Source organism: Curtobacterium sp. PhB137 (assembly GCF_003814955.1).
Classification (GTDB): domain Bacteria; phylum Actinomycetota; class Actinomycetes; order Actinomycetales; family Microbacteriaceae; genus Curtobacterium.
In genome coordinates this window covers 422262-444348 of sequence record NZ_RKQO01000007.1, presented here as the reverse complement: position 1 = coordinate 444348, position 22087 = coordinate 422262, and the positions used below count along the sequence as shown (strand labels likewise).

General features: G+C 71.7%; 17 protein-coding genes. 9 read left to right on the top strand and 8 right to left on the bottom strand.

Features of this window, described 5'->3' with window-relative positions; genetic code table 11:
• Positions 1-48: 48 nt before the first annotated feature.
• Positions 49-1428 carry an O-antigen ligase gene (locus EDF28_RS14170; protein ID WP_123938724.1) on the top strand — a complete coding sequence of 460 codons (1380 nt, stop codon included), beginning with the start codon at positions 49-51 and terminating at the stop codon, positions 1426-1428.
• Between the two features lie 57 nt (positions 1429-1485).
• On the opposite strand, the gene EDF28_RS14165 is transcribed toward EDF28_RS14170, so the two are convergent.
• Positions 1486-2844 carry a hypothetical protein gene (locus EDF28_RS14165; protein ID WP_123938723.1) on the bottom strand — a complete coding sequence of 453 codons (1359 nt, stop codon included), beginning with the start codon at positions 2842-2844 and terminating at the stop codon, positions 1486-1488.
• A gap of 131 nt (positions 2845-2975) precedes the next feature.
• Here EDF28_RS14165 and EDF28_RS14160 point away from each other — a divergent pair, with 131 nt between their 5' ends.
• The gene (locus tag EDF28_RS14160; RefSeq protein ID WP_123938722.1) at positions 2976-4262 is read left to right on the top strand and encodes an O-antigen ligase; all 1287 of its coding nucleotides are present in this window, start codon (positions 2976-2978) and stop codon (positions 4260-4262) included.
• A 291-nt stretch (positions 4263-4553) separates the two neighbouring features.
• Here the strand turns inward: EDF28_RS14160 and EDF28_RS14155 are convergent, their stop codons facing one another.
• Together EDF28_RS14155 and EDF28_RS14150 are read right to left on the bottom strand one after the other, a co-directional pair.
• The gene (locus EDF28_RS14155) at positions 4554-5300 is read right to left on the bottom strand and encodes a polyprenol monophosphomannose synthase (protein ID WP_123938721.1); all 747 of its coding nucleotides are present in this window, start codon (positions 5298-5300) and stop codon (positions 4554-4556) included.
• A complete protein-coding gene (locus EDF28_RS14150; RefSeq protein ID WP_123938720.1) occupies positions 5297-7786 on the bottom strand; it encodes a glycosyltransferase in 2490 nt (829 codons plus the stop codon). The genes EDF28_RS14155 and EDF28_RS14150 overlap by 4 nt, the downstream gene beginning before the upstream one ends.
• 137 nt (positions 7787-7923) lie before the next feature.
• Between EDF28_RS14150 and EDF28_RS14145 the strand changes: the two genes are divergently transcribed.
• On the top strand, positions 7924-9240 hold the full coding sequence (locus EDF28_RS14145; protein WP_185094251.1) for a glycosyltransferase: 1317 nt from the start codon (positions 7924-7926) through the stop codon (positions 9238-9240).
• Between the two features lie 173 nt (positions 9241-9413).
• Here the strand turns inward: EDF28_RS14145 and EDF28_RS14140 are convergent, their stop codons facing one another.
• The gene (locus EDF28_RS14140; protein ID WP_123938718.1) at positions 9414-11969 is read right to left on the bottom strand and encodes a hypothetical protein; all 2556 of its coding nucleotides are present in this window, start codon (positions 11967-11969) and stop codon (positions 9414-9416) included.
• On the bottom strand, positions 11969-12562 hold the full coding sequence (locus EDF28_RS14135) for a hypothetical protein (protein ID WP_123938717.1): 594 nt from the start codon (positions 12560-12562) through the stop codon (positions 11969-11971). Before EDF28_RS14135 ends, EDF28_RS14140 begins: the two co-directional genes overlap by 1 nt.
• A 190-nt stretch (positions 12563-12752) precedes the next feature.
• Between EDF28_RS14135 and EDF28_RS14130 the strand changes: the two genes are divergently transcribed.
• The 6 genes from EDF28_RS14130 (at position 12753) to EDF28_RS14105 (ending at position 18622) form a co-directional block, all read left to right on the top strand.
• Positions 12753-13655, top strand: a complete 903-nt coding sequence (locus EDF28_RS14130) for an ABC transporter permease (protein ID WP_123292227.1) — start codon at positions 12753-12755, stop codon at positions 13653-13655.
• A gap of 3 nt (positions 13656-13658) precedes the next feature.
• Positions 13659-14888, top strand: a complete 1230-nt coding sequence (locus EDF28_RS14125) for an ABC transporter ATP-binding protein (protein WP_123292226.1) — start codon at positions 13659-13661, stop codon at positions 14886-14888.
• On the top strand, positions 14807-15946 hold the full coding sequence (locus EDF28_RS14120; RefSeq protein WP_221182566.1) for a glycosyltransferase family 2 protein: 1140 nt from the start codon (positions 14807-14809) through the stop codon (positions 15944-15946). The genes EDF28_RS14125 and EDF28_RS14120 overlap by 82 nt, the downstream gene beginning before the upstream one ends.
• A 74-nt stretch (positions 15947-16020) precedes the next feature.
• Positions 16021-17175, top strand: a complete 1155-nt coding sequence (locus tag EDF28_RS14115; RefSeq protein ID WP_221182565.1) for a glycosyltransferase family 1 protein — start codon at positions 16021-16023, stop codon at positions 17173-17175.
• Positions 17172-18026, top strand: a complete 855-nt coding sequence (locus tag EDF28_RS14110) for a glycosyltransferase family 2 protein (RefSeq protein WP_123292223.1) — start codon at positions 17172-17174, stop codon at positions 18024-18026. Before EDF28_RS14115 ends, EDF28_RS14110 begins: the two co-directional genes overlap by 4 nt.
• A 50-nt stretch (positions 18027-18076) precedes the next feature.
• The gene (locus tag EDF28_RS14105) at positions 18077-18622 is read left to right on the top strand and encodes a DUF805 domain-containing protein (RefSeq protein ID WP_185094250.1); all 546 of its coding nucleotides are present in this window, start codon (positions 18077-18079) and stop codon (positions 18620-18622) included.
• A 128-nt stretch (positions 18623-18750) separates the two neighbouring features.
• Here the strand turns inward: EDF28_RS14105 and EDF28_RS14100 are convergent, their stop codons facing one another.
• The 3 genes from EDF28_RS14100 to EDF28_RS14090 all read right to left on the bottom strand — a co-directional run bounded on the left by EDF28_RS14100 (position 18751) and on the right by EDF28_RS14090 (position 22073).
• Complete coding sequence (locus EDF28_RS14100; protein WP_185094249.1) at positions 18751-20460, bottom strand: glycosyltransferase; 1710 nt, start codon at positions 20458-20460, stop codon at positions 18751-18753.
• Positions 20461-20579: 119 nt separating this feature from the next.
• Positions 20580-21443: a glucose-1-phosphate thymidylyltransferase RfbA gene (gene rfbA, locus EDF28_RS14095; RefSeq protein WP_111085998.1), complete on the bottom strand. Its 864-nt coding sequence runs from the start codon at positions 21441-21443 to the stop codon at positions 20580-20582.
• A gap of 21 nt (positions 21444-21464) precedes the next feature.
• Positions 21465-22073: a dTDP-4-dehydrorhamnose 3,5-epimerase family protein gene (locus EDF28_RS14090; RefSeq protein WP_111085999.1), complete on the bottom strand. Its 609-nt coding sequence runs from the start codon at positions 22071-22073 to the stop codon at positions 21465-21467.
• Positions 22074-22087: the final 14 nt, after the last annotated feature.

Here is a 22087-nt window from a genome sequence, read left to right as displayed (position 1 = left end):
CGGGATCCGGGGACTCCGGTGGCCCGCCGCCGCCGGTAGCCTGACGTCGTGACGAACACCTGGCCGCTGGCACGCGGGACCGTACCCGAGCGCGAGGCGTTCGCCTTCGGTGCGACCACGATCTTCGTGCTGTTCGCCGGGGACGCCGTCCCGAACACCCTCACCTGGGTCGGAGCAGGCGTCCTGTGGGCGCTCGTCGCCGCCTGGGGCATCACGATCCTGGTCCGGGCGAAGCCGCCGCTCGTGCGCTCCCCCTGGCCGCTCTGGGCCTTCCTGGGGTGGTGCCTGCTGTCCGTCGTCTGGTCGCACTGGCGGTTCGCCACGATCTCGAGCCTGACCGTGCAGGTGATCTGCGCTGCCGTGGCCTTCACGATCGCGTCCACCCTGACCTGGCGCCGGATCCTCGACGCGCTCAGCCTCGCGCTCCGCTGGGTGCTGCTGCTCTCGATCCTGTTCGAGGCCGTCGTCGCGGTGTTCGTGCGGCACCCCATCGCGCCGATCTGGACCGACTACGGCGACGCCGACATCCCGGACGCCTTCTACTTCTCACGCGCCGAGCTCTTCACCGGTGGCCGCATCCAGGGCCTGCCGGGCAACGCGAACCTGCTCGCGATGGTCGCGCTGCTCGTCGCGATCGTCGTCGTGCTGCAGCTCGCCGAGGGCCGGATGCGCCGGCAGCGGGCCACCGGCTGGCTCGTGGTCGCCGCCCTCGGGTTCGTCCTCACCCGGTCCTCCACGGTCATCGCGGCCGCGCTGGTCGTCGCCGTCGTCGCCCTGGTCGCCGTGTGGATGCGCCGCGTCCCGACCGAGCGACGCACCCCGCGCTACCTGCTGCTCGCGGTCGGCGCGGTCGTCGTCGCCGGCGCGGCGTTCGTGCTGCGCGGCCCGGTCTCGGAGCTGCTCGGCAAGGGATCGGACGCGACCGGCCGCGGCGAGATCTGGGCGAAGGTGCTCGGTCTGATCGACCAGCACGCCGTCGTCGGCTGGGGCTGGATCGGGTACTGGTGGCCCGGCATCCCCACCCTGGCCGACCTGGCGCACCGCAAGGGCGTCACGTACCTGCAGGCACACGACGCCTACCTCGACGTCTGGATGCAGACCGGCATCATCGGCCTCGTCCTGTTCCTGCTGTACGTCGTCACGACGCTGTCGCGCTCGTGGGCGTGCGCGACCCGGATCGGCTACGACGCCGCACTCCGTCCGCGCACGTTCGACCCGGTGTCGCTCCTGCCGCTGCTCGTCGTCGTCGCGCTGCTCGTGCAGTCCGTCGCGGAGTCCCGGCTGCTCTACCAGGGGAACTGGGTGCTCTTCGCGCTCATCGCCATCAAGACCCGGATCGTCCTGACCGGCGAGGAACCGACGTCGACCGGCGACGGCCCGCGCACCCCGCCCGCGAAGCGCGAGTTCCGCTGGGCCACCACGCGCTGATCGTCAGCGGCCCGCAGTCAGCGGTCCCGCGTTAGCGTCCCGCGTCAGCGTCCCGCGTCAGCGGAACAGCCACGCGCACGCGACCGGTGACGACCACGGGTTCGACCGCACCCGCACGACCTCGAGCGTCGGGTCGGCGCGACACGCCTCGGCGGCCGCGGGCAGCTGCTCCGCCCACACCGGCCCGTCGCTGCGCCGGGTGTCCGCCGGCGCGACGTGCAGGACGGCCGACGCGACGACGGCGGCGACCACGCACCAGGCGGCCAGCGCCCCGACGAGGCGACCCGTGCCTCCCGTCCGCTGCGCGACACGCGACCACCGGTCGGTGTCCACCAGCGCGGCGGCGGCGACCACCGCGGCGCTGACGAGCAGCAGGCCGGACGCGGCTGCGTAGCGCTGCGGCGGGATCGCCGCCATGGCGGCCGTGGGGTTCGCCCACGGCTGCCCGGCGCCAGCGTTCGCGAGCAGCGCCGCCCACCACACGGCACCGGACGCGACCGTCAGCGCGACGACCATCCACCGGGAGCGGGCCGGACCGACGACGACACCGGCGACCAGGACCAGCACCAGTGCGCTGACGGGCGCCAGGACCGGCGCCCAGCCGTGCTCGACGACCGTGGTGACCACGACGCCGAGGTGCGGGTCCCACGCGCCGGCGACGGGCCGGAGCAGGAACCCGGCGAGCACGTCGTGGAACGCGGGAGCGCCGGGGGTCAGGTCCCGCGGGTGGGTGAGCGTCGTGACGACCTGCACGACGGCCCCGGCAAGCGCCACGACCGTGACGGGCAGCGGGAGCAGGCGCGCGCGGCGAGACCCGCCGTGTCCAGGACGACGCAGCGGCCAGGCGAGCAGGAGCAGCGGCGTGAACAGGATCGCCTGCGGTTCGGTGAGGACCGCGAGTCCGGCGACGACGGCGAGCCCGACGGCTCCCCACCAGGTCCGGCTGCGGTGTGCGAAGACCCACGGCACCAGCACGAGCAGGTACCAGTGCAGGTTGGCGGCGTTCCCGCTGATCTCGTACGGCGCGAGCGGCAGCACGACGGGCACCGCGGCGAGCACGAGGCGGAACGGCCACGGTCGGACCACGTCGCGGGACAGGACGAAGACCAGCGCGCACACGGCTCCGACCACCAGGCAGGACGACAGCGAGACGACCTGGGCGTACCGCGCGGTCGGCAGTGCGTACCCGAGGTCGACCACCATCCGGGGCAGCAGGTGCACGTACCCGGCGTACGGGTGCAGCAGGGTGTCCACGGGGCCGAGGGCGATGCGCTCCCGCAGGAAGACCCCGCCGTCCTCGGCCCAGACGGTGTTCCGGGGCACGGGGCCGAGCCGGTACCAGGCGAGCGCGGCGGCGGCGAAGCCGATGACGACCGCGACCAGCGGCAGGCCGGCGGCCCTCCGCAGGGGGTCCATTGCAGTGAAGCTAGGTCAGCATCGCGCATCGTCGATGACGCCACACCGCGGATCGTCGATACAGCCGTTCCGCGATGCGGGCGACTCGTCACAAGGTCGTACGCCAAGATGGACGCGTGACGGACGGCCGGGTGAGCAGACACGTGCTCGGGCGCCGGTACCTCTCCGCCTGGATCGGCTTCTCGGCCGGTGGACGGTTCAGCCAGGCGCTCGCGACGGTCATCGTGCTGTTCGGGTTCGGGCAGCCGACCGTCCAGGCCCTCGTCGGCCGGTCGGGCACGTGGGCCGTGCTCGTGACGCTGTTCGTCCTCGCCGGGCTGAGCCTGCTCGGGCAGCGGTACCGGATCGAGTGGCACGGCGTGCTGCCCCTGTCGCTGCTGGCGTTCGTCGGGTACTGCGCGTTGAGCGTGCTCTGGAGCGAGTACTCGTGGGTCGCCCTGCGCGGCCTGGTGCAGACGGTGTGCTTCATCGGGCTCGGCCTCTACCTGGCGCTCGGGCGGGACCTGGTGCAGGTGATCCGGGCGTCGGGTGACGCGTTCCGGATCCTGCTCGTCGTCGCCCTCGGCCTCGAGGTCCTGTCCGGACTGGTGCTCGACGTCCCGCTGCCGGCCTTCGGGATCCGCGGCGACATCGCCTACGGCGGCCCGATCCAGGGCATCGGCGGCACCCGCAACTTCATGGGGTTCATCGCCGCGATGGCCCTGGTCACCTTCGTCGTCGAGTTCCTCACCCGCTCGGTCACCATGTGGCGGGCGATCGGCTCCACCGCCCTCGCCGTCATCGCGCTGATGCTCGTGCAGTCCCCCATCACCGGCCTCGCGATGATCGCCCTCGCCGTCACCGCGCTGGCCCTCTGGTCGCTCCGGCACGCACGGCCCGCCACCAGACCGGTGGTCAACGGCGTCCTCGGCGGCGCGGTCCTGCTCACCCTGGTCGTGGCCGTGTTCGCGCGGCACCGGCTGCTCGCGGAGATCGGCGCGGCTGGGGGCACGGCGACGCGCATCGACCTGTGGTCGCAGATCCGCGTCCTGACCGAGCGCTACCCGATCCAGGGCTGGGGGTGGGTCGGGACCTGGCCGACCGAGCCCGTCGTGCCGTACGTCACGCTCATCGACCCGTCCGGCGCGCGGTTCACGTCCGGCCTCAACGCGTTCGTCGACGCGTGGCTGCAGCTCGGGGTGGCCGGCACGATCATCCTGGGGATCGCCGCGCTGCTGGCCTTCGCTCGGGCATGGGTCACGGCGACGACGTTCCCCGGGGTGGCCTACGTGTGGCCGGCCGCGGTGCTGGTGCTGCTCGCGGTGACGAGCACGGCGGAGAGCTACCTGCTGCACGGTGCGGGTCTGATGTTCTTCGTGACGGTGCTCGTGATCGCGGCGCGGCGGCGCTCGTGGCGCCGGCACCTGCCGCGGGCGTAGGTGCCGCGGGGGCGCGCAGGCACGGCGTGTGACGCACTTCGTGAGCAGGAATGGTCGAGTCCGCCGCGGCGACCCGACCATTTCTGCTCACGAAGCGCCAGCCGCCGCCGTCGCCATGCCTGCTCGTGCGCAGACCGCCGAGGTTCCACGACACGCCGCCCGTGTGTCGCCGAGGTTCCACGGAGCGGCGGTGTGAGCGCCGAGGTTCCGAGATCTCGGAACCTCGGGGGCGCACACGGGGGCGGGGGGGGGCGCGGGGGTGCGGGCGTGCGGGGGCAGCGCCGGCGCGAGCTACGGGCGCGTCGGACGACCCAGGCGGCGCTGCAGGCCCCACTGCGTGACGCGGAGCATCGCCTCGACGACGATGGACCGGCTCATCTTCGAGACCCCGTGCACGCGGTCTCGGAACCGGATCGGCACCTCGACGATGCGGCCGCCCAGGGCGTCCACGCGCAGCGTCATGTCGACCTGGAAGCAGTACCCCTTCGAGTCGATCGAGCCGAGGTCCATCCGCGCGATCGCGTCGGAACGGTAGACGCGGTACCCGGCGGTGATGTCCCGCACGTGGATCCCGAGCACCAACCGCGCGTACGTGTTCGCGCCGCGGCTCAGGGCCTGGCGACGGAGCGGCCAGTCGACGACCGACCCACCGGGCACCCAGCGCGACCCGATCGCGAGCAGCACGTCGTCCGACGAGGTGACCGCGTCGATGAGCGCCGGCAGCCGGTCGGCCGGGTGCGAGCCGTCGGCGTCCATCTCGACCAGCAGCGGGTACCCGCGCTCCAGGCCCCACCGGAACCCGGCGACGTAGGCCGTGCCGAGCCCGAGCTTGCCCGACCGCTGCAGCAGGTGCACCCGGTCGTCGTCGGCCGCGATGGACCGCACGATGTCGCCGGTGCCGTCCGGGCTGCCGTCGTCGACGACGAGCAGGTGGGCACCGGGCGACGCCGTCAGGATCGCGTCGGCGATGGCTCGGATGTTCTCGGCCTCGTCGTACGTCGGGACGATGACGAGGGCCGTGGTCTCGGCTGGGTTCACCGGTTGCCGAGGCGTCGCTTGATCTTCCCCGCGACGCTGCGCGGGCCCTCGGTGCGGAAGTAGTGCACCGCGCGCCCGACGTCGTAGCGGACGCCCGAGAGCTTCTTGCGGTCCGGCACGCGCACGCGCATCGTGTGGGGCGCGAGCTTCGTGGTGGTGTCGCGCACCGACTTGTCCGCCGCGCGGATCGGGTTCCGGCAGAACTCGACGAGCGGTGCCAGGACGTTCTCCCACGTGAACTGCTCGCGCACGCGGTCGACGTTGGCGATGAACTGTGCCCGGGCCTTCTTGTCGAAGAGCGCGGTCTCGAGCGCCGTGGCCAGGCCGTCGACGTCCTGTTCGTGCACCGCGACGCCGAGCTGCTGCTCGGCGACCAGGTCACCGAAGGAGTCGCCGGCCGTCGTGACGATCGGCAGGCGCGCCCACAGGTAGTCGAGGATGCGGGTGCGGAACGAGAACGTGGTCTCGAGGTGCTCGTAGTGCGTCGAGACGCCGGCGTCGGCCTCGAGCAGGTAGGCGCCGCGCTCCTCGTACGGGATCCACGAGTCGTTGAAGAACACGTGCTTGCCGGTCAGACCGAGGGCGTCGGCCTCGGCGCGGACCTTCGCGACGATGTCCATCTCGGGCACGTCGGGGTTCGGGTGCTGCACGCCCATGAAGAAGAGCTTCACCGACGGCCGGCGGGCGGCGAGCTGGGCGATCGAGCGGACCAGGGTGATCGGGTCGAACCAGTCGTAGATGCCACCGCCCCAGACGACGAGCTTGTCGTTCTTGCCGATGCCCGGCACGACTCCCTTGACCCGCGGCTGGTCGTGCACCGGCGGGGTCGAGGACAGCCCGAACGGCACGACGCCGATGAGCGAGCGGAGGTCAGCGTCGCGCGAGTACGTGCGGGCGTTGACCCGGCCGGAACCGGCGAGCTGGCCGAGCCAGAACATGCGCTGGCGCTCCGAGGCGCAGATGAAGTAGTCGCCGAGCTCGAGCTGGTGGTTGAGCGTGTCCGAGGCGTCGAGGATCTGACGGTTCCACTGGTCGACGTCGTCGCTGCGGCCCTGCTCGAGCTGCTCGAGGTGCAGCGGGTCGTACACGTCGACGACCAGGATCTTGCTCGTCGACTCGAGCACCGGGAACAGCCGGAGCGCGTGGCCCTGCACGATGATGACGTCGGCCCAGCCCTCGTGCTCGACCATCTGACGGGGGTGGCGGTGCGGCACGGTGACGACGTCGTACGACGGGTCGATCTGCGACGAGCGGGTCAGGCTGACCACGCGCACGTCGTGCTCGGACGCGAGCTGCTTGGCCATCTGGGTGGCGCGGATCGCGGGACCGGCCATCTTCGCGCCGATCGAGTCGCCCGTGATGATGAGGATGCGACGACGGGTGCCGACCTCGAGCACGCCGAGGGAGTGCACGATCTTGTCGTAGCCGGCCAGGTAGTTCTCGATCGGGTACGCGGGCTCGTCGCGGTTGCCGAACAGGCGCAGGAGCTCGCGGTCGCTGCGGACACGCGTGGCCTGGATCGCGCGGCGCGACTCGGTCATCGACGGCAGCTGCTCGACGAACTGGTCGACGCCGTAGATGCCGGCCATGCTCGTCTTCGGCACCGGGATGGTGGGGACGCTGTCGTCGCCGGGGTTCCGCAGGTCGAGCTCCGTGGAGTCGAGCTCCCCGCGGCCCACGGCACGCCGGACGGCGAGCGCCAGCGAGCCGGGCAGGGCTGCGGCGAGCTGCTCGTCGCCGAGGTTCTTGTACAGCGTGAAGAGGGCGTTCCGCTCGAGCAGGTAGGTCTCGCGGAAGTCGCCGAACTTGTTCATCGACGCGTGGTGCTTGTGGAACGCGACCGACTTCGGCTGGTACCGGAAGCGCCAGCCGAGCAGGTTGAGCCGCCAGCCGAGGTCGACGTCCTCGTAGAACATGAAGTAGCGGTCGTCGAAGCCGTCGAGCTGCTCGAAGAGCTCGGCGCGGATGAACATCGCGGCGCCGGTGCCGAACAGGACGTCGGTCTCGCTCTCCCAGCGGCCGGTGTCCGGTGACCCGGCGAAGGGCTTGTAGCCCATGCCGTACCAGGTCATCGCGGCCTCGGTGAAGTCGATGTTGACGCCCTCCCAATCGAGGACCTTCGACGCCACGGCACCGATGTCGGCGCCGGACGCGAACGTGGCCATCGCCTCGCGCACCCACCCGGTGTCGGGACGGGCGTCGTTGTTGAGGAACGCGACGACCTCGCCGGAGGACTTCTCGACGCCGAGGTTGCACCCGCCGGTGAAGCCGAGGTTGGCGGCCGCGTCGATCAGGGTGAAGTCGAGGTCGGAGGCCTGCAGCCGACCGAGGTGCTCCGGACCGGAGCCGTTCTCGACGACGATCACCTCGAGCTTGTCCTGCGGCCAGTCCTGCTTGCGGAGTTCCGCGATGCTCGTCAGGGTGTCGTCCGTGCCCTTGTAGTTCACGAGGATGACGGACACGACTCCCGGCTTGCGCTCTGTCACGCGAGTTCCTCCAGCAGCTGCCGCGCACGGCGCGGATCGGTGGCTCGGCCCACGGGGTGCCGCGAGCCGATGACACCCTACAAGGCGCGCCCCGCCACTCCCCTGTGGCCGTCGCCGATTCGTGCAGAATGGGCCGCGTGACTGCCGCAGTGATCCCGAACACTCCCCTGTCCTCGCCCCTCGCACCGGAGTACGCGGCCATCGCGGCCGGTGCGCACGCCGAGGGGCCGCGCGGCACCGTCCGGTTCGCCGTGTCGACCGCAGACCCGACCGAGGGCAAGGGCGACCTGTTCGTCGCACTCGGACTCGCACGGGCGCTCCGTGCCGAGGGTTGGGGCGTCGCGATGTGGCCGCTCGAGCGCTGGGGGGAAGCGGTCCCCGCCGACACCGCCGTCGTGGTCAGCATGATCGAGTCGTTCGTCCCCGGGTACGTCCCCGCCGGTACCGCCCTGGTCGCGTGGGTGCGGAACTGGACCGCGAAGTGGGCGGCCCTGCCCTACCTCGGTGAGTTCGACGCGGTGTGGACGTCGTCCGGCACCGCCCGCGACGCCGTCGCCGCGCAGTACGACGGTCCGGTCGAGGTCGTCCCGATCGGTGTCGACCTGGACCTGTTCACCGACGAGCGACCGCACGAGGCCGGCACGACCGCGGTCGCCACGGCGTCCGAGCGCACGGACCGTGCCGTCACGACCGTCAACTTCTGGGGCGTGCGCCGCCGCGTGCAGGACGTGCTCGCCGAGGTCGCCCCGGCCGAGCCGATCGTGTGGTTCGCCGCGAACGTCGACCACGTCGAGGCCACGGCCGGCGTCGAGCTCCGCCCCGCGGTGTCCTACTTCGCGCTGCCCGAGGTGTACCGCGCCGCCGGCTTCGTCGTCGACGACGTGATCGCCCCGGCCGCCGAGTACGGCACCCTGAACTCGCGCCTGTACGAGGCACTCGCGTCCGGGGCGCTGCCCGTGACGGACTGCGCGCTCGGCCTCGACGAGCTCGGCCTGTCCGACGTGCCGGTCTTCGACGACGCCGCCTCGCTCGAGCGGGTGCTCGCGATGCCCCGCGCCGAGCGCACGGCCCTGACGGCCCGACTCCGTGCCGTGGTGGTCGAGCGACACTCGTTCCGTGCGCGCGCCGAACAGGTCGGCCCGGTCCTGGACGCGGCCGTGGCGATCGCCTCGGGTCGGTCCGGCGAGCGGAACGCGTTCCTGCGCTGGGCGACCGCGCAGCGCGAGGTCCTGCGGCAGGCCGAGCACGACCGTGACGTCCACCTGTCCGGGGTGCAGGACATCAACCGGCGGCTCGTCGCGTCGGAGCAGCAGGTCGGCGCGTACGACACCGCCCGTCGCCAGGCCGAGGCGGAGCGCGACCAGATCGCGGCGCGGTTCGCGGGCCTCACCCGCTCCCCCGAGTACCGGTTGCTGCACGGCGTGGGCCTGATGGCCCGGCGCGTGCGCCGCTGACGTGGGACCAGCACCGACGTTCAGCGCGCTCACTTCGTGAGCAGGAATGGTCGGGTCCGTCCACCGGACCCGACCATTGCTGCTCACGATCCGCCGCCCTGGGCGCGACCACAGGACGGACGGGAGGCCCGGTGCCAGCTGGCACCGGGCCTCCCGTCCGTCTCGGCGACCGTCTACTGCACGGTCACCGTCTTCGTCCCGAAGCTCTTGTACGTCCCGCTCGGCAGGTCCTGGTAGTAGACGCGCACGGTGTGCGTGCCGGGCTGCAGCCCGGTGAGCACCCGCGACAGCCCGACGTCCGAACCCCAGTTCGGGTAGTTCTTCTGCACGTCGGTGCGGGTCGCGTTCACCGTGCCGGGGGTGATCGCGACGCCGTCCAGGTGCATCTTGTACTTGACCGGGTCCCACACGTCGGGGTCGATCGCCCACCCCTTGACGGTGATGGTCCCCTTGCCGCCGGTGACGGAGTCGAACGACCCCTTCACCGCGCCGGTGTTGCCGGTCTTGCCCGTCGCGGGCGGGTCGATGACCGTGAAGGACTTCGTGCCGAAGCTCTTGTACGTGCCGCTCGGCAGGTCCTGGAAGTACACGCGGACGGTGTGCGTGCCCGCGCTCAGACCGGTGAGCTGCACGGACAGGCCGACGTCGGAACCCCAGCCCGGGTGGACCGCCTCGACGTCGGTGCGCTTGGCGTTCACCACGCCCGGGTCGATCGCGACGCCGTCCAGGTGCATCTTGTACTTGACCGGGTCCCACACGTCGGGGTCGATCGCCCAGCCCTTGACCGTCGCGCTGTAGACGCCGCCGGTCACCGACTCGTACGAGCCCGTCACCGCGCCGGTCTTGCCGGTCTTGCCGGTGGTGCCGGACGACGGGGCGGTGGCCGACGTCACCTTCACGGTCTTCGTGCCGAAGCTCTTGTAGGTGCCGCTCGGCAGGTCCTGGAAGTAGACCCGCACGGTGTGGTTGCCGGCGCTCAGCCCGGTCAGGCGGAGTGCCAGGCCGACGTCGGAACCCCAGGACGGGTGCTTCGCCTCGACGTCGGTGCGGGTGGCGTTCGCGGTGCCGCTGTTCGTGCTGACGCCGTCGACGTGGACCTTGTACTTGACGGGGTCCCAGACGTCCGGGTCGATCGCCCACGCGCGCACCGTGGCCGTGCCGGCGCCGCCGGTGACGGACTCGTACGAGCCGCGGAGCGCTCCGGTCTTGCCGGTCTTGCCGGTGGTGGGGGCGCTGACGGTGACGGACTTCGACGCGACCTTGACGTAGTCGGTGCCGGGCTTGTCCTGCGTGTACAACGCCACGGTGCGGGTGCCCGGCGTGATGCCGCCGATCGTCTTCGAGAACCCGAGGGTGCTGCCGACGCCCTTGTAGACCTTGGCGACGTCGGTGCGGGTGCGGTCGGTGGTGCCGGTCGCCTTGCTGACGCCGTCGACCAGGATCTTCCACGGGGCGGGCTTCGCCGAGTCGGGGTCGAGCGCCCAGCCGGTCGCGGTGATCGTGCCGGCGCTGCCGGTGACGGTGTCGAGTGCACCCTTCGGGGCTGCGCTCACGACGGTGCGGGTGTAGCAGCCGAGCAGCGTGTTGCTGCCCTTGCCCTGGTTGATGGCGTAGGTGCACACCGAGTGCTTGCCGACGCTCAGCCCGGTCAGCTCGGTCGAGAACCCGTGCTTGAGGTTGTTCGCGCCGAGGGTGGCGGACAGGTCGGGCCGGTTCACGTTCGCGGTGACGGTCTTCGCCCCGGCGCCGTCGACGTAGAACGCGACGCGGAGCGCGCTCGTGGTGTCCGGGTCGACGGCCCAGCCGCTGACCGTGATCGACGAGGTCGAGCTCGGCGTGACCGCGTCGACGTTGCCGTACGGGTTGCCGCCGCCGGTCGCCGAGCCGAACCAGTCGGTGTACATGCGCCAGAAGTTGCGGTTGCCGTACGCCGAGCAGCTGTCGCCGGTGCCGTAGAGGTTCGACATCGCGGCGGCGTTCGGGGTGTACGGGGTGTAGATGTACAGCCCCGCGGTCGCCTGGTTCTGGATGTAGACGGACTTGGTCCCGCACTTCAGCTTTGGATTCGGATTGTAAAGGATCGCGTTGCTGCGGCCCGCCTGGTAGGCCCAAGAATTAGGTGACGCTTGGTAGCGCTTGAACTGCAGCCCCGCCGCGTAGACCTGCTGCGCGAAGCCGCGGTACGCCGGGTCGCAAGGAGCGGTGTCCGGGCAAGCGAACCCCGTCGCGTGCTGGTACATGTAGGACGTCGGCCGCGAGGTCGAGACGATGCCCTGCTCCTTCTCGAGCAGGACGAGGAGCGCCTTCTGACTGATGCCGCACGCGGCACCGACCTGGGCGATGATCGTCGCGGCCGACTTCGTGCCGCCGGCGATGGCGCTGCACCGGCCGGAGACGGCGTTGATCGTGTTGACCTTCTGGGAGAAGTCCTTCAGGCAGGCCGGGCCGCCGCTCTGCTGCTTGCAGCTCGGCGCGACGCTCGTCAGGAACGACTGCACGGACGCGGCGTTCATCGCCGAGCCGTTGTAGAAGTTGGCGTCGCTGATGATGTTGCCCGGGTCGAAGTCGCCGGCGACGGCCGCCGAGGCGGACTCGGTCGTCGTCTGCTCGGACAGGATCGTGCCGAAGGTCAGCCCGCTGACGGCGACGGCGAGTGCCGCGACGATCGCGAGGGAGGTCCGGAACGGTCGGCGACGGCGCTCGTCCGACTCGGTCTGGATGGAACGCATCACGGCACCTCCGCCGGCATCGGGTCGGACGTCGTCGACGCGGAGCCGACGGCGTAGGTCAGGGTGACGGACCAGGTGCCGCTGGGGACCTGGGCCGCGGGGAACGCGACCTGCGCGCAGTTGACCGAGGAGGCACTCGCCTGCGCCGCGCTCGTGGCGGTGCGCGTGACGCTCCCCTTCTTCGCGGTGAACGTGCAGGTCCCGCTGGTGTCGGTGGTGCCGGAGACGAGTCCGCCGGCCTGCAGCGACTTCGAGGCCGTGTCCCAGCCGCTGTAGGTCACGACGGCGGTCGCCGGGAAGTCCGACGGGTCGGTGTCCGGCTCGTTGGTCGAGCCGCTCCCCGGGAAGGCACCGGGGGTGTCGTCGTCCGAGGCCGTGGGGTCGTCGGTGGCCTCGGACGCGGGCGACGACGCGGTGCCGGTGGGCTCCGTGGACGACGAGTCGTCGGCGGTCGGGGTCGGACTCGCGGTGCGGGTCGCTGACGCGGACGGCGACGGGGTGGCGTCGTCGCCACCACCGGAACAACCGGCCAAGAGAACACTGAGGGCACCGACCACCGCGAACGCAGCGATCGGCCTGGATGCGAGGAGCATGCTGACGGGCCGTCCTGTGGATGTTGACAAGGGTCCGGGTTGCGACAACGGTAACCCCAAAGTGAAGGTTGAGGGTTGGATCGGTCCGGAATCACCCCCGCTCGGGGTGCACGACGGCCGTCGCCCATCCCTGCCGCGCGGGCCCGGTGAGTATGCTGTTCCGGTCCTGCCCCCACGAACGAAGAGACGTATGGTCGATCAAGCCCGCATGGCGGCGCTCGCGAAGGAACCCCTCGTCGTGATCGGCGCTCCGACGAGCGCCTTCCGCGGAACCTGGCGAGAGCTGCGCGACGTCTTCCGGCAGCGCGAGATGCTCGGGATGCTCATCCGACGCGACCTGAAGGCGCGGTACAAGGACTCGGCGCTCGGGTTCGTGTGGACGCTGGTGCGCCCGCTGACCCAGCTGCTCATCTACTACTTCGTCATCGGCAAGGTCCTCGGCGCCGCCAACGGCATCGACAACTTCGCGATCTACGTCTTCACCGGCCTGACCGCCTACACGCTCTTCAGCGAGATCGTCGCCGGGTCGACCGGCTCGATCGTCGGCAACTCCGGGCTGATCAAGAAGGTCTACGTCCCGCGCGAGGTCTTTCCGCTCGCCAGCGTCGGCGCGGCCCTGGTCAACTTCACCATCCAGTTCGCGATCCTGCTCGCCGCGACCGTGGTCATCGGCGTCTTCCCGTTCCACGAGGGGCTCGTCTACCTGATCCCGTCGCTCGCGGTGATCCTCGTCTACGGCGCGGCCATCGGCCTGGTGCTGTCCGCGCTCAACGTGTACCTGCGCGACGTGCAGTTCGTCATCGACGTCGGCCTCATGGTCCTGCTCTGGGCCTCGCCGATCGTGTACTCGTACTCGCGGGTGGTCGCCACCGTGAACACCGACTGGCTCATCACCGCCTACACGAACAACCCCCTGACGCTGGCCGTGCTCGGCATGCAGAACGCGATCTGGCTGCACGACCCGGCCGACGTCACGTACCCGGACCACCTGATGCTGCGCCTCGGCATCGCGTTCGTCATCGGTGTCCTCTGCCTCCTCGGCGCGCAGCGGGTGTTCTCCCGTCTGCAGGGCAACTTCGCGCAGGAGCTGTAGACCATGGCCATCAGCACCCCCGTCGCCCCGACGCCCACCGAGGGCACCGCCGAGCGGCCGGACGTCATCGTCATCGACCACGTCCGCAAGCGCTTCACGGTCCGCAAGGACAACACCCTGCGCGAGCGCATCGTCACGCTCGGTCGCGCCGGCCGCAAGCACCGCCAGGACTTCTGGGCCCTCGACGACGTCACCGTGTCGATCCAGGCCGGCTCCACGGTCGGCCTCATCGGCCAGAACGGCTCCGGCAAGTCGACCCTGCTCAAGGCCATCGGCGGCATCATCCAGCCGACCTCCGGCACGGTGGCCCGCCGCGGTCGCCTCGCTGCCCTGCTCGAGCTCGGCGCCGGCTTCCACCCTGACCTGTCCGGGCGCGAGAACGTCTACCTCAACGCGTCGCTGCTCGGGCTGAGCCGCAAGCAGACCGACGAGAAGTTCGACGACATCCTGGCGTTCTCGGGGATCGGCGACTTCATCGACACCCAGGTGAAGTTCTACTCATCCGGCATGTACGTGCGACTCGCCTTCGCCGTCGCCGTGCACACCGACCCCGACGTCCTGCTCGTCGACGAGGTGCTGGCCGTCGGCGACGAGGCGTTCCAGCGCAAGTGCCTCGACCGCATCCGCACCTTCCAAGAGGCGGGCAAGACGATCATCATCGTCACGCACTCGCTCAGCCAGGTGCAGGAGATGTGCGACCGGGTGGTCCTGCTCAACAAGGGCAAGGTGCTGCACGACGGCGATCCCGTCCAGGCCGTGAGCATGTTCCGCGAGGTCCTCGAGGAACGCCGCCAGGGCGAGCTCAGCACCGACGTCGCCGTCGGCCGCGGCAAGGTCCTCGGCGCGAGCGTGCACGTCGACGGCAAGGAGCCCCGCGCCGAGGTCATGCCCGGCGACGACCTCGTCGTGGACATGGAGTTCGAGCACCTGGACGGCATCGCCGACTGGGAGGCCGCGGTGCAGATCAACAACGCCGGCGGCCAGGTCGTGTACGGCACCACCACCGGCATCATGGGCCTCGAACTGCAGCCGCTGCACGGACGCCGGAAGCTCCGCCTGCGGATCGCCGACACCGCGTTCGGCACCGGCAAGTACTTCATCAACGTGTCGATGATGGACTCCGCCGGCCGCCACCTGCACGACATGCCGGAGTGCGACTCGTTCGAGGTGCCCGGGTTCGAGAACGCCGTGGGCACGGTCTACGCGCAGCCCTCGATCGAGGAGCTGGACTGAGCCCGACCGACGACGGCACCGACGTCCGGACCCCGGGCGTCCCGCGCACCGCGGTCGTCGTCGTCAACTGGGAACGCGCCGACCTGACGACCGCGGCCGTCCGCGCCGTGCTCGCCGAGGGCGCGGCCGACCAGGTGGTGGTCGTCGACAACGGCTCGTCGGACGACTCCGTCGCCGTCCTCCGCCGCGAGCTGCCCGACGTCGACGTGGTCGCGCGGGAGCACAACGGTGGGTTCGCGGCCGGCGCCAACACCGGCATCCGGCACGCGGACGCCGACGTCGTCGTCCTGCTCAACAACGACGCGGTCCCCGCGCCGGGCTTCGTCGCGGCGCTCCGCGACCACCTGGCGCAGGCGCGGCCCGAGGTCGCGGCCGTGACGGGCCGCATCGTGCTCGCCGGACGCTGGACGGGCCTCCCGGTCGGCGCGACACCAGCACCCGGCCAGCGCGTGCTGCAGGGCCACGACGGCCGTCTGTGGACGCCGTCGCCCGACGGCGACGTGCGCCTCAACTCGACCGGCGTGCGCGTCGACCGCGACGGCAACGGCATGGACCGCGACTGGTTCGCGCCCGTCGACCGGGTCGCGGACGTCGACGTCTTCGGGTTCTCCGGTGGGGCCTCCGCCCTGCGGCGGAGCGCCCTCGACGACGTCGGCCTGCTCGACGAGTCGCTCTTCATGTACTACGAGGACACCGAACTCGCGTGGCGACTCCGCCGACGCGGCTGGCGCGTGGAACACGCGGCCGACGCGGTCGTCGAGCACGACCACTCGGCGTCGTCCGGGGTGCAGAGCGACCTGTTCCTCTTCCGCAACGCGCGCAACCGGGTGGTCGTCGCGCTCTGGCACGCGCCGTGGGGCACCGTCCTGCGGGCGAGCGCCCGGACCCTCTTCCGCGGCCTGCGCGGACTGCTCACTGCTCCCACCCGACGGGAGGCCCGGCTCGTCCTGGCAGCGTTCGCGGACGTCGTCGGGGCGCTCCCGTCGCACCTCGCGCGGCGGCTCCGCGAGTCGCGGCGCGCGTCCGTCCCGCGCCGCAGCGTGGACCCGGGCGCATGAGCGCGGAGGGCTATCCTGGTCACTCCCCCGCCGACGGACCCGACCGTGGCGCCCCCGTTCGGAAGGACCCTCGCGTGCCGCAGCTCACCGTCCTCGTCGACGGGACCGCGGTACCGCGTGCACTCGGCGGTGTGGGCCGCTACGTCGAGGGGGTCGTGTCGCACCTGACCGACCCGGGGCTCGACGTCCACCTGGTGGTCCGACCCGTGCACGCTCCGCACTTCGCCGCCGTCGCGCCGCACGCGACCGTGCACACCGCGCCGGGCTGGACCGACTCGGTGCCGCTCCGGTTCCTGTGGGAGCAGACGGGGCTGCCGGCGCTCGGCCGACGACTCGGCGCGCAGGTGCTGCACTCCCCGCACTACACGTTCCCGCTCGGCTGGCGCGGCGGATCCGTCGTCACCCTGCACGACGCCACGTTCTTCTCGAACCCCGAGTGGCACTCCCGCCTGAAGCGGACGTTCTTCACCTGGTGGAGCCGTCGGTCCCTGCGCTCCCGCCCGGTCGTCATCGTGCCGAGCGCGGCCACCGCGACCGAGGCCGCACGGGTCGTGACCGGCATCCGCGCCGACGTCCGGGTCGCACCGCTCGGCGTCGACCGTGCCGTGTTCCACGAGCCGTCCACCGCCGAGGTCGAGGACGCCCGGATCGCCGCGACGCTGCCCGAGGGTGCGCCCTGGATCGCGTTCCTCGGAACTATCGAACCGCGGAAGAACGTCACCGCGCTGCTCGATGCCTACGCCGCGGTGCGCGCCGCGCGGGCGGACGCCCCGTGGCTCGTGCTGTCCGGAGCGCGGGGCTGGGACGAGTCCGCGATCGCCCGGCTCGACGCGCTGCAGCCGGACGACCACGTGATCGAGGCCGGCTACCTGCCCCTCGAGGACCTGGCGGGCTACCTCGGCGGCGCGGAGTTCGTCGTCTACCCGTCGCTCGGCGAGGGCTTCGGGCTGCCGGTGGTCGAGGCGATGGCGTCCGGCGCCTGCGTCCTGACCACCCGGCGGCTGTCACTGCCCGAGGTCGGCGGTGACGCAGCGGTGTACACCGAGCCGTCCGCCTCCGCACTGGCGTCCGCGATGACGCGGCTGCTCGACGACCCGTCGCTCGTCGCGTCGCACCGGGCGGCCGCACTGGCCCGGGCCGCCTCGTTCACGTGGGAGGCCACGGCAGCCGTGCACGTCGAGGCCTACTCGGCCGTGGCCCGGGACGCGCGGGCCGGGGGTACCCGGTGATCCGCGTCGCCGTGCTGACGGTCACCTACAACACCGGCGAGACCATCCGGCCGTTCCTGGCGAGCGTCGCGGCGGCGTCCTCGGAGCCGGTCGCCGTCGTGATCGCCGACAACGGCTCCGCCGACATCGACGCACTGCGGGCGATCGGTGAGTCCTACGGTGCCGTCGTGGTGTCCTCCGGGGGCAACCGCGGCTACGGCGGGGGCATCGACGCCGCACTGAGCGCCCTCGACGACGTCCTGCCCGACGTCCGCCCCGAGTTCCTGCTCGTCACGAACCCCGACGTCGTGCTCGCACCCGGCTCGATCGACGAACTCGTCCGCGCCGCCGACCGGCTGCCGTCCGGCGGGTCGTTCGGGCCGCGGATCCTCGACGAGCAGGGTGAGACGTACCCGTCCGCACGCCAGCTGCCGTCGCTCCGGACCGGGCTCGGCCACGCGGCGTTCTCGCGGTTCTGGCCCGCCAATCCGTGGAGCCAGCGGTACTGGTCCACCACGCAGGTCGTCGAGCGCGAGGCCGGCTGGCTGTCCGGCGCGTGCTTCCTCATCCGGACGTCGGTGTTCCGCGAGCTCGGCGGGTTCGACGAGTCGTACTTCATGTACTTCGAGGACGTCGACCTGGGCCAGCGCGTCGGTCGCTCCGGTCGCGCGAACGTGTACGTGCCGACGGCCGTGGTCACCCACACCGGGGCGCACTCGACGTCGTCCAACCGGCGCCGGATGGAGATCGAGCACCACCGCAGCGCGTACCGGTTCCTGTCGCGGAAGTACCGGGCGTGGTGGCTCTGGCCGCTGCGCGTCGCCCTGCACGCGGGCCTCTCCGCCCGTGCCCGCTGGGTCACACGCAAGTAGCCCGGTCGGGGGCCTGCGGGGCCGTGCGCTACCCCGCTAGGCTCGGCGCCGTGCACCGCGACCCGGAACCCTGGCTCGGCTGCGGCCCGATCGACGCCGCCCGCCGCTACTGGACGGGGGCGTTCACGTTCCGCCGTGCCCGTGCGAGCCGGGCCGAGTTCTGGTGGGCACGCGCCGTCGACGTGCTCGTGGTCTGGCTCGTCGTGACGTTCGTGCCGATGGCCACCGGGATCCCGGACGCCGACGACTCGATGTCGACCTTCCAGAACACCCCCGGGTTCCTCGGGATCGGGCAGTCCGTCCTGAGCCTCAACGGCAGCCCCGACGGCTGGCACGTCGTCGCCCAGGGGCCGCCGTCGCAGTGGGTGCTGTTCGTGTGGTGCGTGCTGACCGTCATCCCGAACCTGGCACTCGGCGCGCGACGACTCCGCGACATCGGGTCGCCGGCGTGGATCGCGCTGTTCGGCGGCTTCCCGATCCTGGACCTGTTCCTGCTGCTCGGTGCCCTGCGCCGCAGTTGGCGCCCGACGCTCCCGTCGGACCCGGACCCGGACCCGTCCGGCGCCGAACTCCCCGTCGCCCACCGCGCCGCCTGACCCGCTCGCCCGATCCGGATCGACGCCGGGCGCGCCCCGGCACGGTCATCGCGCCCCGAAGAGTCGGGGCGCGATGACCACGGCGGGGCGCAGCTCGGGACGGGACTCGTCGACGCGGAGCGACGGGGTCAGGCGCGGAGGCGGGCGCGCTCGGCGCGGGCGGCGGCCAGCAGCACGGCGGCTCGGGCGTCGAAGGAATGCTCCGCGGCGATGCGCGACGCGACCGCCGCCCGCTCGGCAGCGGACGGCCACACTCGTGCCGGGTCCAGGAGCGCGGCGAGCTCGTCACGGGAACGCGCGACCGCGAGCGTCGGGACGTCGAGCACCTCGGTCAGCCCGGCGACCTCGTCGGTGACGACGACTCCCCCGGACGCCAACACGTCGAACACCCGGTTCGACACGAAGCCACCGGCCGCCATGTCCGCCCAGTGGTCGTTGAGCACCACGCGCGCCGAGGCGTAGGCCGTGGCGACCTCAGCCCGGCTCAGCGACGGTTCGCCGAGCGCTGCGTCAGGGACGACTCCGTGCCACCCCGGGCCGTGGACGCGCAGGTCGGCTCCGAGCGCCACGGCATCGGCGACCACCGGGCGCGCGGCGCCGCGGGTCGAGCCGACGAACACCACCCGGTCGGCATCGGGGCTCGTCGTCGCCCGCGCGTCCGGGTGGAACACCGCGGGGTCGGTCGCCTGCAGCAGCGTGCGGACCGGGACCCCCGACCGCGCTGCGGCCGCAGCAGCCCAGACCGGCCCGGCGGCGAAGGCCGCGTCGAACGACCGGAGCTCGGTGTCGGAGACGTCGTCGGGGTGGCTGATCACCCAGAGCAGGTTCACCGACGCGGGGTTCGGCGGCACCCGGTCGAGCCCGCGGATCACGAGCGTCACGTCGTCCGAGGCATCGTCGTCCCGCACGTGGGCGTCACGGCGGTCGATCCGGACACGCTGCCCGAGCCGCTCGAGGGCCCCGGCCAGCTCGGCGGCGAAGTGCACGTCGCCCCAGCCGTCACCCTCGGGCCCGGCGGGAGCGGCGATCTTCAGCGACCAGGTGAGCGGGTCGGTGGCGCTGCTGGTCGTCCGGCGGACCGGTGTCACCGGTCGCGCTCCCCACGGCGGCAGCGGCGGCCCGGCCACGACGTCACGTGTCGCTGGCCCACGGTCCCGCCATGCGCTGAACGCGTCGACGGTCGCGGCGTCGACCGTGCGGCCGGCCTCGACCGAGCGGGTCGCCGCACCGACGACGCGCACCGGTCCGCCGTGGACATCGGCGACGGCGCGGGTCCAGGCAGTCAGGGTCATGCGTTCGTCCGGGAGGCACGGTGCCGGCATCAGCGCCGCCCCCGGCATCGAGAGCACTGGTTGGTCCGCCGCGAACACGGCGTCGGCGTCCTCGGCGGCGCCTCCGGGAACGGCGTCGTCGGACCAGGGCAGCGCCCCGGGACGGAGGAGCCGGGCGCCGGAGCGGAGTGCGCCGTCCGGCAGGCGGACCCGTGCCTGTGCCACCGCGTCGGCCGCGGCGAGTGCCCGGAGACCGGCGGCATCGATCGTCACCGAGGTGTCGACGAGCACGAGGACCCGTCCGACCCCGGCGGCGAGGCCGGCGTTGATCGCGGACCCCAGGCCGTCGACCGGCACGGTCCGCACCCACGGCAGGCGACGACCGAACGGATCGCGCGGTGAGGCGTCGGCGACGTAGCTCACGGCGCGGACGTCAGTGCCGCGGCCGAAGGCCTCGCGGGCGACGGCGACGAGGCGCACGACCTCGGCGTGCCGGTCCGACCGGGTCGTGACGAGGACCGTGACGTCCTGGTCCAGGTGCGGCAGGGGGTCGTCGAAGCCGGCCACGCGGACGACGTCAGCCGTCGCTGTGGGCGCTGGACGGGCCTCCCGGTCGGGGTGGTCGGCAGCCGTCGTGTCGCGACGACGGCGACCGAACCACCCAGAACCGGACGCCACGGGCGGTGCTAGGCGCCGAGGAGCCGCTGGAGGTAGACGCCGTAGCCGCCCTTGACGAGCGGCGCGGCGAGCTCGGCGAGCTGCGCGTCGTCGATCCAGCCGTTGCGCCAGGCGATCTCCTCGATGCACCCGATCTTGAAGCCCTGACGGTCCTCGATGACCTTGACGTACTCGGACGCCTGCATCATCGACTCGAACGTGCCGGTGTCGAGCCACGCGGTGCCACGGTCGAGGACCTGGACGCCGAGTTCACCGGCCTCGAGGTAGCGCTCGTTGACCGTCGAGATCTCGAGCTCGCCACGGGCGCTCGGCTCGATCGTCTTCGCGATCTCGATGACCTTGTTGTCGTAGAAGTACAGGCCGGGGACGGCGTAGTTCGACTTCGGCTCGGCCGGCTTCTCCTCGATGGAGACGGCCGTGAAGTCGTCGTCGAACTCCACGACGCCGTAGGCCTTCGGGTCGGCCACGTGGTACGCGAAGATCGTCGCACCGTCGACCTCGGTGTTCTTCCGCAGGTTCGTCCCGAGGCCGGTGCCGTGGAAGATGTTGTCGCCGAGGACGAGTGCGACGCTGTCGTCGCCGATGAAGTCCTCGCCGATGACGAAGGCCTGCGCGAGCCCGTCCGGGGACGGCTGCACGGCGTACTGGATCTCCATGCCGAAGGCGGAGCCGTCGCCGAGCAGGGCCTTGAACTGCTCGTTGTACTCCGGCGTCGTGATGACGAGCACTTCGCGGATGCCGGCCATCATCAGGGTCGACAGGGGGTAGTAGACCATCGGCTTGTCGTAGATCGGCATGAGCTGCTTGCTGATGCCCTTGGTGATCGGCCAGAGGCGCGTGCCGGATCCACCGGCGAGGATGATGCCCTTCATCGGGATCGCTTCCTTACTTCGTTACTTCGTCGTGCGGAGAGACTCGGTGTAGGCCACGCACTCCTCGTACGTCGGCAGCAGACCGGCGGCAGCGGCCGCTTCGAGCGTCGGGGCGCTCGTGTCCTTCTCGGAGAGCACCGGCTCACCGATGCCGTCCGGCAGTTCGAGCCCGACGGTCGGGTCGAGGATCGTGATCCCCTTCTCGCGCTGGGGGTCGTAGTGCGCGCTGACCAGGTAGTTCACGGTGGAGTGGTCCTCGAGCGCGACGATCGCGTGGCCGAGGCCCTCGGACAGGTACACGGCCTTGCGGTCGACGTCGTCGATGCGGACCGAGTCCCACTGCCCGAACGTCGGCGAACCGACGCGGATGTCGACGATGTAGTCGATGAAGGCGCCACGGACGGCGGTGACGTACTTCGCCTGGCTCGGGGCGACGAGGGCGTAGTGGATGCCCCGCGCGACGCCGGCCGACGAGATCGACATGTTCACCTGGCGGAGGTCCAGCGGGTGACCGACCGTCTCTTCGAGGACGTCGGCCCGGTACGCCTCGAGGAATGCTCCTCGTGCGTCGCCGTGCTGGACGGGCGTGAACTCCCACGCGCCGGGGATCTTCAGTTCGCGGATCTGCACCGGGGAAGCCTAGC

What these genes read in the sequence shown, in the direction of transcription:
- EDF28_RS14165 (WP_123938723.1), bottom strand. Translation starts at nt 2,844, where the DNA reads ATGGACCCCCTGCGGAGGGCCGCCGGCCTGCCGCTGGTCGCGGTCGTC.
- EDF28_RS14140 (WP_123938718.1), bottom strand. Translation starts at nt 11,969, where the DNA reads ATGCGTTCCATCCAGACCGAGTCGGACGAGCGCCGTCGCCGACCGTTC.
- EDF28_RS14135 (WP_123938717.1), bottom strand. Translation starts at nt 12,562, where the DNA reads ATGCTCCTCGCATCCAGGCCGATCGCTGCGTTCGCGGTGGTCGGTGCC.
- EDF28_RS14130 (WP_123292227.1), top strand. Translation starts at nt 12,753, where the DNA reads ATGGTCGATCAAGCCCGCATGGCGGCGCTCGCGAAGGAACCCCTCGTC.
- EDF28_RS14125 (WP_123292226.1), top strand. Translation starts at nt 13,659, where the DNA reads ATGGCCATCAGCACCCCCGTCGCCCCGACGCCCACCGAGGGCACCGCC.
- rfbA (WP_111085998.1), bottom strand. Translation starts at nt 21,443, where the DNA reads ATGAAGGGCATCATCCTCGCCGGTGGATCCGGCACGCGCCTCTGGCCG.